Raw genomic sequence first — 8,700 nt, 5'->3', positions numbered from 1 at the left:
AGTCCCGCGACGGCTTCTTCACCACCTTCTGCATCAGCCCGTACTCGCGCTACCTGGCCCGCTGGTGCGCCCGCCGCGGCCTCACCCTGGGGGGGGATCTAGCCAGCCGCACGCCGCAACCCTGGCCGATGAGGCTTGTTTTCTTCTTCCCCACTCCGACCGCCTCAGACGGTTTGGGCGGTCCGGGCCAATCGAAGACCCGGCAGGGTTCTTCGAATCTCCGGACGGTCGTCGTTCTCCTTCCGCATGGTGGGGCGAATACCTCCCCGTCGTGAGGCGCTGGGAGGAGCTGACCGGACGTGCCTCCCCTCCGCCCACGGAGCGCGGGCCGCGCGGTGGCATCCGGCTCGTGCCCCAGTGGTGCGAATGGCTCATGGGGCTGCCCGCCGGCTGGGTCACCGGGATACCCGGGCTGACCCGCAAGCACCAACTCAAGGCCCTGGGCAACGGAGTTGTCCCCGCCCAGGCATTCGAAGCGTTCCGGCGGCTCATGGACTGACCGGACAACCGCACCGCACGGGCAGGGGCCCGCCCAGAACGACCGGGTGGGCTCCTGCCCTTCGTGCGCGCCGGGCGGGCTCTGCCCCCATCACGGGGAGAGACCTTGCAGACCTACCGCCACGCGGTGGCCGGGGAGACCGTCACCGTCCATGTCCCCCAGACCCGCGAAGACCTCACCGCGTTCAGCTCCTGGCTTGAGCGTGCCAACCGCCGGGGCCCCGTCGCACTCGACACGGAGACGAGCGGGCTGGACATCTACAGCCCCGGCTACAGGCTCAGGACCGTTCAGTTCGGGGACGAGCGGGACGCCTGGGTCATCCACTGGGAGCGCGGGCCCGCCTATCAGTCCGCCGCCCGTGCGGCACTGCGCCGCGTAGACCGGTTCCTGATCCACAACGCCCCCTTCGACTGGGCCGTTTTGGACGAGCACGCCGGGGCGCCGCTCGAAGCGCTCGCACCGCGTACCACGGACACCCGGCTCAAGGCCGGTCTCCTGGACCCCAGGCAGCCCCAGGAAGGCGGCATTGGCACGGGCCTCAAGCCCTTGTCCGCCTACTACGTGGACCCCTCCGCCCCGGACACGCAAGGGGACCTCACCGCGATTTTCCGGAGCCTGGGCTTGACGAAGGCCACCGGCTGGGCCGGCATCCCCCTGGACCACCCCACCTACAACCTGTACGCGGGGCTGGACTGCATCCTCACGGCCCGCCTGGACCCGATCCTCACGCGGGAGCTGGACCGCCTGGGCGTGCGCCCCGAACTCGTCCAGTACGAGCACGAGATAGCGCGGATCTGCACCCACATGCAGCGTGCGGGCATGGTCGTGGACGAGACCTACGTTGAGGAGCTGAGGGCCAACCTGACGTACGAGGAGCACCACTACGCTGATGTGGCCCGCCGGTACGGCGTCGAGAACGTCAACAGCACCCGGACCCTGGCCGAAGCGCTCGTTGGCATGGGCGAGCACCTGACGGAGCGCACCGGGAGCGGCGCCCTGAAGGTGGACAAGGCAGTCCTCTCCGCCCTGGCGGACCTGAGCCTTCAGGGCGAGCGCCTGAACGGCCGGACGCCCAACCCCCTGGCCGAAGCCGTGATTCGCTCGAAGCGGGCCGGGAAGTGGCGTGCGTCCTACGCGGACACCTTCCTTGAGGTCATGGACGCCGGGGGGCGGTGTCACCCCTTCGTGCATTCCATGGCGGCCCGGACGGGGCGCATGTCCGTGACCCGGCCCGCGCTTCAGACCCTGCCCAGCTCAGACCAGATGATCCGGCGGGCACTGCTCGCGGACCCGGGTCACGTCATGATCTCGTGCGACTTCAGCGCCGTTGAGATGCGCGTCCTTGCCGCCCTGGCGGACGTGCGCCGGATGCGGGAGGGCTTCCTTGCCGGGGAAGACATCCACTGGTTCACGGCCCGGCTCGTCCGTGGAGCGGGGGCCACGGAGTCGGACCGCAAGGTCATGAAGGGGGCCGGGTTCTCGAAGGTCTACGGGGGAGGCGTGCGCACGGCTGCCCGTCAGACCGGGGCCAGTGAAGAGGCCATGGCCCGCGCGTTCGCGGAGTACGACCGCCTGTATCCGGAGATCAAGCGCGCGTCCCGCCGGTGGCAGCGGGAAGCGTACGAGTCCGGCATGGTCTTCGTCTCCGCGACGGGGCGCCGCCTGCCGCTGGACCGGGACCGCACTTACGCGGTGGTCAACTACGCCTGCCAGTCGGTGGCCCGGGACTGCCTGGGGCAAGCCCTCCTCAACATCGAGGAGGCGGGGCTCCTGGACATGCTCAAGCTCCCGATCCATGACGAAGCGCTCTTGTCCGCTCCGCGTGAAGACGCGGCGGACGTGGCCCGTGCGGTTGAGAAGGCAATGACCTTCGACCTGTACGGCGTCCCGATCACGGCCGAAGCCGAAATCGGCGGAAGGAGCTGGGGCAGCCTCTACGGCGCCGACTTCTGACGCGCGAAGCCCCGCCGCTTCCCCGGATCTCCGGGGCCCGCGTGCGGGGCATTCGTCGCTTCAACCTACTCACGTGAGTAGGTTCCCGCCACGTTATTTCGGAGCCGTGACCTGGCGTTCGGGGGTGTCATCCTCCGGGCCGAAGTCGGGTCACGCAACGCGCCGAGACCACATCCCTGCGTAGTTCTCGCGGATCTAAACCTGTGAATCCGCCGACGAACCCGCACCGTCCGCCGGCTCCGTAACCCACCTGTACCGACGCACGGCACTGATCAAGCCCCGCGTCAAGAACCCCCGGTCCGGGGGGCTTGATTCGCCGTGTCCTTTTGAAGAAATGCCCTGGGCTTCGTGCACCCAGAAACAGGCATATCCGCAGCTCACAAGCTGTGCACGACGGTTCGGCCCCTCCCGGGCAATCGGCTCACCAGACCACGGGTGAGCCAAGCCGAGGAGCCCACCCGTGCACAGCACCACCCTTGAACTTTCGACCGTCCGCGCTGCCCAGGCGAACGACCTTGAGGCCACAACAACGGTCATCGAAGCCACCGCGTCACGGATAGGAGTCCTGGCCCGCAAGGCAGCCCGCCGCATGGCGGAGTCCGGCCCGCGCCACGACGACTACCGCGACGAGTTCGAACAGATGGGCCGCATAGCGGTCTGGGAAGCCCTCACGCGCTTTGACGAGAACGTGACCACGGACTTCCTGGGCTTCGCGTACACCACCGTGGAGACCATGCTCCTGAACGCGACCCGCGCGGAGCGCAACCAGGGCGTGGACGCGGACGCCGCAAAAACGTTCCTCTCGATGCTGGACCGGGCCGGTGGCGACCCCTTCCTTGCCGAGAAGCTGTGTCAGACCGTGCCCCCGGCGGGGCGCCGGCTGAGCGCCGACCGTGCCCACGCGGCCCGTCTCGCCTACCAGGGAGCGGACTCCCTGGACGCCCCGGCCCCGGGCGCCGAAGACACGGACGAGCCGTGGGAGCCGGGCACGTCCACGTACGGCGTCCCGGACGATCTGGTGACCGCCGACGACGTGTCGCGGGAGGCGGAGCGGGTCAAGCGCTGCCTTGTCCACGGCCTCTTGGACACGATGGGCGAAGGGCAGGCGTACGTACTGCGCGGAACCTTCGGCATCGAACCCGTCCCGTTCTACGGCAACACCGCAGACGAAGAGCTTGCCGCCGACATGGGCACCACGGCGAAGGCCGTGCGCGAAGCCCGGTCCAAGGGCCTCAAGGCGTTCGGCAAGCGATGGATCACGACCACGGCCCAGACCTCCGAAGAGGCGGAGGAGCTGACCGCCGCCATGACCGCGCGCCTGACCCGGAAGGGCGCCGCCGCGTGCCGGGGCTGACCGGCCGCACTCCGTTCACCCAGTTCTACCAACCCCAGGAAGAGGACCCCGTGACGATCAACACCGTGCGTGAGACGAAGGCCACCATGACCGCCGAAGCGGGCCGCGTGCTCGTCTGGCACAACGACAAGGAGAAGGGCTCCGTCTCCCTGGCCGTGCCCGCCGACCGGGCCCGGATGACCCCGGCCCAGGCCCGGGAGCTGGGTCTCTGGCTCATCGAGGCGAGCGAGCGCGTCAGCACCCCGGACCCGAAGGCGTTCCGGGCCGCCGCAACCCGTACCGCCCGGTCGGGTTTTCCGTCGTATGTGCCGCCTTCCCGCTGGTGAGCGGTCCGGGAACTAACCCGGTATTCGGATGCGTTCCCTCTACACACGTCCTACGTTGAGACGGGGAGGCCCGCGCTCCAACGGCCCTGTGGCGTGCCCGATTTGGTGATCATTGTGCGTTGTTACGGATCTTGGTCTAAGCCATAGGCATATGTCAGACCTCCGGTGTACTGTCGAATGCCTGTGCGAATAGGGGTTCGCACAGGAACAGCACAGGGGGTTTTGTACGTGTCCATGGTTGAAGGGGTTCCGTCCGTCGAGTTCCGCGTTGAGATGCCCAGGTGGGTAGGCCCGAACCGCTGGGTCTGGGATGCGGCCGGCGACGGCTTCCCGCCGATGCCCGACTACATCCGCAACGTCCACGAGCTGGACCGCGCGCTCTACGTCCTGGCCGTGGCGGTGGCCAACCTGGCGAGTCAGGACGTGCACCACTTCCGGGTGGTGGCCTACCGGTACGACACCGGGACGCCCACCGGTCTTCACGAATGGATCACGTCCCCGGACACGGGACGCCTCCGCCCCTTCGGCGCCCCCTGGGCGGTCTGGGAGGAGACCGCCGAACCAGAGAGATGCGCCGCCTGAACCACGGCCAGGAGCCCCGTCTCCTGACCCTGCCCCGAACGTGACGAAGCCCCGTTGCCCTGAAGAGGGTGACGGGGCTTCTCTGCGTTCCGACCCGGCGGGGTCCGGGCCGGGTGCGGGGCCGCTGGGTGGTGGTCAGCGTTGGTCGGTGGCGAACTTTACGAACCCCGCCCAGCCCTCCGCAGTGAAGCGCAGAACGGGCCCGTTCGGGTCCTTGCTGTCACGGACAGGCACCACACCTGTGGTCGCTGCATCGTCGGGCGCCCACTCGATGCACTGCCCTTCCCCAGCGCTGTACGTGCTCTTGACCCATCGCACCGGCTCAGGGTCGGGAGTGTTGCTCATTTCGCGTGGTCCTCCATGATCTTGCGAATCAAGTCAAGCGACTTCTCTTCAGAGTCCGCCGCCATGCGTAGCCGGTCGAACCTGTTGACCGCGCCCGCCACCACGCTAGGTGACTCATCCGTCTGCCCGCCGTGCGTGGGCGTCTCGGTGTAGACCGCGTGCGGCTTCTCGTCCAACGAGAGCAGCGTAAAGGGCAGATGGGAGGGAGCGGCACCCGCTTCGAAGGGCAGCACCTGAATGGTGACGTTGGGCGACTGCATCAACACCGTTAGGTGTTCGAGCTGGCCCACCATCACGGCGCGACTGCCCACGACCGTACGGAGAACTGCCTCATGGATGATCACCCAGAGGGCGGGCGGGTCCTCGCGCTCCATGACGCTCTGTCGTTGGAGCCGAAGTTCAACGCGCTTCTTGATCTGCTCTTCCGACTCGCGCGGGAAGGAGGCGCGCACGACTGCCGCCGCGTACTCCGGCGTCTGCAACAGGCCCATCAGGAACGTGCACGAGTAGTCCGTGATCCCGCTGGCCGCCTCTTCCAACGTGATGTACGGGACGAACCAATCCGGGTGCCCTTGCTTGGCGAGCTTGTTCCGGAGCCGCAGGTATACGCCCGGCGTCCCGGCCACGCGGTCCATGGCGATGGCGAAGGCTTCGGAGGCCAGGACTGACCCGCTCTCTACCTTGCTGACTTGCCCCTGGTTGTAGTGCAGCTCCGTGGCGAAGTCCTCTTGAGAGAGCCCTAACGCATCCCGGAGCGCCTTCACCTCATCCCCGAAGTACGCGGCCCCGTTCTTCGGCTCGCGCTCTTGATCGGCCCCTTCGCTCATCTGTTCAACTCCCGCCCATGCCATGGGGTTTCCCGGTTTATGCCATGCCTCTTGGCATGGCTCAGACCCTGTTGAGCGTACGCCGTGCGGGTCACTGTGGGTGTAGACCCAGTTGCAAATGCACGAGGCGGAGAAGCCGCCCGCAACGAAGGACCACGTGGTATGGACGCCGAACCGACCCCCCAGGGCCGCAACGACGCGGACGAGCTGGCCGCGCTCATAGCAGTCGGGGGCTTCTGGCGGCTCGCCCCGGAGTGGGTGCCACGCGGCCCCGGAGACGCAACCCGGTCCACGTTGCTGGACGTTCAGGCTGGACTACGGAGGCTTGTAGATGAGTGACACGGCGACGGCTCCCGCGCTCCACGTCCCCCTGTTACAGCCTGTCGGAGTCGAGGGGTGCCCCATCTGCGCCGCCGCCACGGCCGCCCGCGCGTCGGCCCACCGTCTGGGCAGCACCGTGAGCGAACGAGCGGCGGACGAGACGATCCGGCAGCACCCGCACCGCCGGAGCACGGACCGCAGGGTGACGGAGCGGTGAGGGCGGAGACCCGCCGGGCCCGCCGGCTCAAGGCCCCGGCCCCGGCCCCGTTCAAGAACGCCGACGAAGTCACCCTTGGCGCCGTGGTCTTCGACAAGGACCGCGACATGCCCGCCACGGTGCGGGGGATGGACGGGTCCTTTGTCGAAGTGGACCGGCCCACCGGTCTGGCGTGGCGCGTCCACTTCAGTCGCATCCGCCCGGGGTCCGCCTGGGAACGGCGCCAACTCCTGGCGGTCGGCAGGCTCCACGCGCAACAGCGAAGGGGGCTGACATGAGGAGCTGGACCACGGTGGACGACGACACGAAGACGAAGGCGGGCACGGTCGGCAACGACCTGCACACCGTCCACAAGCTCACCACGGTCTACCGGGACGAAAGACCGCGTCTCGTGGCCGCCTGCCCGGACGGTCGGAACAAGGGCACGGCCACCGAATGGTTGCGGTCGGTCAACTGCCCGGCGTGTCTGGCCATCCCGACCGATTGAGACTCCCGCCCCCCTCCGGTTGTACCGGACGGCTCCCTCACAGCCACAGGAGGAACCGGAGGGGAGCGGGGCACCACGGGCCCGCCGAAAAGGCGCGGTCTTCGAAGGCACCACCACAAGAAGGAGGTACGCGGTATGGACAGCACCAACGCCCCCGCCACGGCGGGAGGCCAGTCCCAGGGGTCCGGTCTCGTCCGGGCCAAGCGCGCGATCGGCGCCGCCCGTGAGCGGGGGGTCACCCCGTCCGACGGTGGTTCGACCGGCCGCACCGACGGCAACGACTGACCGGGAGGTCACACGTTGTCTCCGCTGAGCCTGGCGGAGCGCCTGGGCCGGGACACGTTCCCGGCCCAGGTGTACCACCGCCAACACCTTCACGTGCCGGGCGCCATCCCGGCCCCGGGTGACCTGATCACCTGGGACGACCTCAACAACATCCTCGCCACCCACCGACTGGACCCGCCCCGGCTCCGCCTGTCCGCTGAAGGGGAGATGCTGCCGCAGTACCGGTACAGCGCGCCCGTCACGACCCGCCGACACACGGTTTGGCAGCGCCTTCACCCGGCGGAGCTTCACGAGCGCCTGACCGAAGGTGCCTCACTCGTCATCGACGCCGTGGACGAACTCCACCCCGCCGTGGGCCGCGCGGCCATGGAGTTGGAACAGTGGCTCCGCGCCGGGGTCCAAACCAATCTGTACGCCTCATGGACCGCCCGGGAGGGCTTCGGGGTCCACTGGGACGACCATGACGTTGTGGTGGCCCAGGTGGACGGCTCGAAGCGGTGGAAGATCTACGGGCCCACCCGCACCGCGCCCATGTATAAGGACACGGAGGAGCCGGAGGACCCCCCGGAGAAGCCGCTCACCGAAATCGTCATGCGGCCCGGGGATCTCCTCTACCTCCCGCGTGGGTGGTGGCACTCGGTTGCCGCGTCCGAAGGGGAGCACTCTCTCCACCTGACGTTTGGTATTCAGACGACCACCGGCGCACAGCTCGTGTCGTGGCTCTCTGACGAGCTGCGCCGCAAGGAAGTCCTCCGGCTGGACCTCCCCGTCTTCGCCCCGCCGGAGGAACAGGCGGACTACCTGGAGCGGCTGAAGAAGGAAGTGGTGGCCGCCCTTGAGGACCCGGGCGTCCTAACCCGGTACATGGGCGTACGCGACGCCGAAGACGTGACCCGGATGCGGCCCAGCCTCCCGCACATCGGTACCGTCCCGGCCCTCCCGGAGCTGCGCGTCAGGCTCACCACGGCCCGCGCGCTCTGTGAGGACGCGGACGACGGGGACGGAGTCACCTTCCGGGCGTGCGGCAACGAGTGGGACATGGCCCCGGCAGCCGGCCCGCTCCTGCGGCGCCTGATCTCCGCCGTGCCGGACGCGGTCACCCTGGGGGAGCTGGCAGCCACGGCCCAGCTCTCGTTGGACGACGCGGCCGGAGTGATCACGGAGTTGGTCCACGGCCAGGCGGTGGCAGTCGAAGGGGGCAGCGCATGACGACCGAGACCCCCGCGCCCCTGGGGCTGGGCACCTACCGTGTCCGTCCCCCGGCCATCCATGACGCTGTTCTCCGCGCTGCGGACGACCCCCGGACCGCCTGGGTGGACACGGCCCCCAACTACCTGGGAGGCCGTGCCCAGACCCTCATGGCCCCGGCCCTGAGAGACCGCTTGATCAAGGTGTCCACGAAGGTGGGCTTCGTCGCCAAGGGCACCGGCACCATGGCAATCACCGCCGGAGCGCTCAGCGCCGACGAAGCCGCCTTCGGCCACTGCCTTACCACCCGCTTCGT

General features: G+C 68.7%; 13 protein-coding genes and 1 pseudogene. 12 read left to right on the top strand and 2 right to left on the bottom strand.

What is annotated here, in order from left to right; all coding sequences use genetic code 11:
• The 6 genes from ABZ854_RS36420 to ABZ854_RS36395 all read left to right on the top strand — a co-directional run.
• Positions 1-275: hypothetical protein (locus ABZ854_RS36420; RefSeq protein ID WP_361220140.1), on the top strand; the 275-nt coding region annotated here is incomplete at its 5' end.
• Positions 272-499: a hypothetical protein gene (locus ABZ854_RS36415; protein ID WP_361220138.1), complete on the top strand. Its 228-nt coding sequence runs from the start codon at positions 272-274 to the stop codon at positions 497-499. The genes ABZ854_RS36420 and ABZ854_RS36415, both read left to right, overlap by 4 nt.
• 105 nt (positions 500-604) lie before the next feature.
• The gene (locus ABZ854_RS36410; RefSeq protein WP_361220135.1) at positions 605-2,452 is read left to right on the top strand and encodes a DNA polymerase; all 1,848 of its coding nucleotides are present in this window, start codon (positions 605-607) and stop codon (positions 2,450-2,452) included.
• Positions 2,453-2,912: 460 nt separating this feature from the next.
• Positions 2,913-3,806, top strand: a complete 894-nt coding sequence (locus ABZ854_RS36405; RefSeq protein WP_361220132.1) for a hypothetical protein — start codon at positions 2,913-2,915, stop codon at positions 3,804-3,806.
• 50 nt (positions 3,807-3,856) lie between these two features.
• Positions 3,857-4,132 carry a hypothetical protein gene (locus tag ABZ854_RS36400; RefSeq protein ID WP_361220129.1) on the top strand — a complete coding sequence of 92 codons (276 nt, stop codon included), beginning with the start codon at positions 3,857-3,859 and terminating at the stop codon, positions 4,130-4,132.
• A gap of 273 nt (positions 4,133-4,405) precedes the next feature.
• Positions 4,406-4,714, top strand: a complete 309-nt coding sequence (locus ABZ854_RS36395; protein WP_361220127.1) for a hypothetical protein — start codon at positions 4,406-4,408, stop codon at positions 4,712-4,714.
• Positions 4,715-4,849: 135 nt separating this feature from the next.
• On the opposite strand, the gene ABZ854_RS36390 is transcribed toward ABZ854_RS36395, so the two are convergent.
• Both ABZ854_RS36390 and ABZ854_RS36385 read right to left on the bottom strand, forming a co-directional pair.
• The gene (locus ABZ854_RS36390) at positions 4,850-5,059 is read right to left on the bottom strand and encodes a DUF397 domain-containing protein (RefSeq protein WP_361220125.1); all 210 of its coding nucleotides are present in this window, start codon (positions 5,057-5,059) and stop codon (positions 4,850-4,852) included.
• Positions 5,056-5,886, bottom strand: a complete 831-nt coding sequence (locus tag ABZ854_RS36385; protein WP_055582709.1) for a helix-turn-helix transcriptional regulator — start codon at positions 5,884-5,886, stop codon at positions 5,056-5,058. The genes ABZ854_RS36390 and ABZ854_RS36385 overlap by 4 nt, the downstream gene beginning before the upstream one ends.
• Before the next feature lie 331 nt (positions 5,887-6,217).
• Here ABZ854_RS36385 and ABZ854_RS36380 point away from each other — a divergent pair, with 331 nt between their 5' ends.
• The 6 genes and pseudogenes from ABZ854_RS36380 to ABZ854_RS36355 all read left to right on the top strand — a co-directional run.
• The gene (locus tag ABZ854_RS36380) at positions 6,218-6,424 is read left to right on the top strand and encodes a hypothetical protein (RefSeq protein ID WP_361220122.1); all 207 of its coding nucleotides are present in this window, start codon (positions 6,218-6,220) and stop codon (positions 6,422-6,424) included.
• Positions 6,421-6,702, top strand: a complete 282-nt coding sequence (locus tag ABZ854_RS36375) for a hypothetical protein (protein WP_361220119.1) — start codon at positions 6,421-6,423, stop codon at positions 6,700-6,702. Before ABZ854_RS36380 ends, ABZ854_RS36375 begins: the two co-directional genes overlap by 4 nt.
• A complete protein-coding gene (locus tag ABZ854_RS36370) occupies positions 6,699-6,911 on the top strand; it encodes a hypothetical protein (protein WP_361220116.1) in 213 nt (70 codons plus the stop codon). Before ABZ854_RS36375 ends, ABZ854_RS36370 begins: the two co-directional genes overlap by 4 nt.
• A 135-nt stretch (positions 6,912-7,046) precedes the next feature.
• Positions 7,047-7,196, top strand: a complete 150-nt coding sequence (locus ABZ854_RS36365) for a hypothetical protein (RefSeq protein ID WP_351739222.1) — start codon at positions 7,047-7,049, stop codon at positions 7,194-7,196.
• A gap of 15 nt (positions 7,197-7,211) precedes the next feature.
• Entirely contained in the window at positions 7,212-8,405 is a 1,194-nt protein-coding gene (locus tag ABZ854_RS36360; protein ID WP_361220112.1) for a cupin domain-containing protein, read from the top strand.
• A pseudogene (locus ABZ854_RS36355) lies at positions 8,402-8,700 on the top strand (aldo/keto reductase); the annotation flags it as partial. The gene ABZ854_RS36360 and the pseudogene ABZ854_RS36355, both read left to right, overlap by 4 nt.

Origin of the sequence: Streptomyces sp. NPDC047028 (genome assembly GCF_040644095.1) — a bacterium.
GTDB lineage: Bacteria > Actinomycetota > Actinomycetes > Streptomycetales > Streptomycetaceae > Streptomyces.
This window is presented reverse-complemented; position numbering and strand designations above follow the sequence as displayed.

Coding starts and splice junctions, on each gene's coding strand:
- ABZ854_RS36395 (WP_361220127.1), top strand. CDS start 4,406: ATGCCCAGGTGGGTAGGCCCGAACCGCTGGGTCTGGGATGCGGCCGGC.
- ABZ854_RS36390 (WP_361220125.1), bottom strand. CDS start 5,059: ATGAGCAACACTCCCGACCCTGAGCCGGTGCGATGGGTCAAGAGCACG.
- ABZ854_RS36385 (WP_055582709.1), bottom strand. CDS start 5,886: ATGAGCGAAGGGGCCGATCAAGAGCGCGAGCCGAAGAACGGGGCCGCG.
- ABZ854_RS36380 (WP_361220122.1), top strand. CDS start 6,218: ATGAGTGACACGGCGACGGCTCCCGCGCTCCACGTCCCCCTGTTACAG.
- ABZ854_RS36370 (WP_361220116.1), top strand. CDS start 6,699: ATGAGGAGCTGGACCACGGTGGACGACGACACGAAGACGAAGGCGGGC.
- ABZ854_RS36365 (WP_351739222.1), top strand. CDS start 7,047: ATGGACAGCACCAACGCCCCCGCCACGGCGGGAGGCCAGTCCCAGGGG.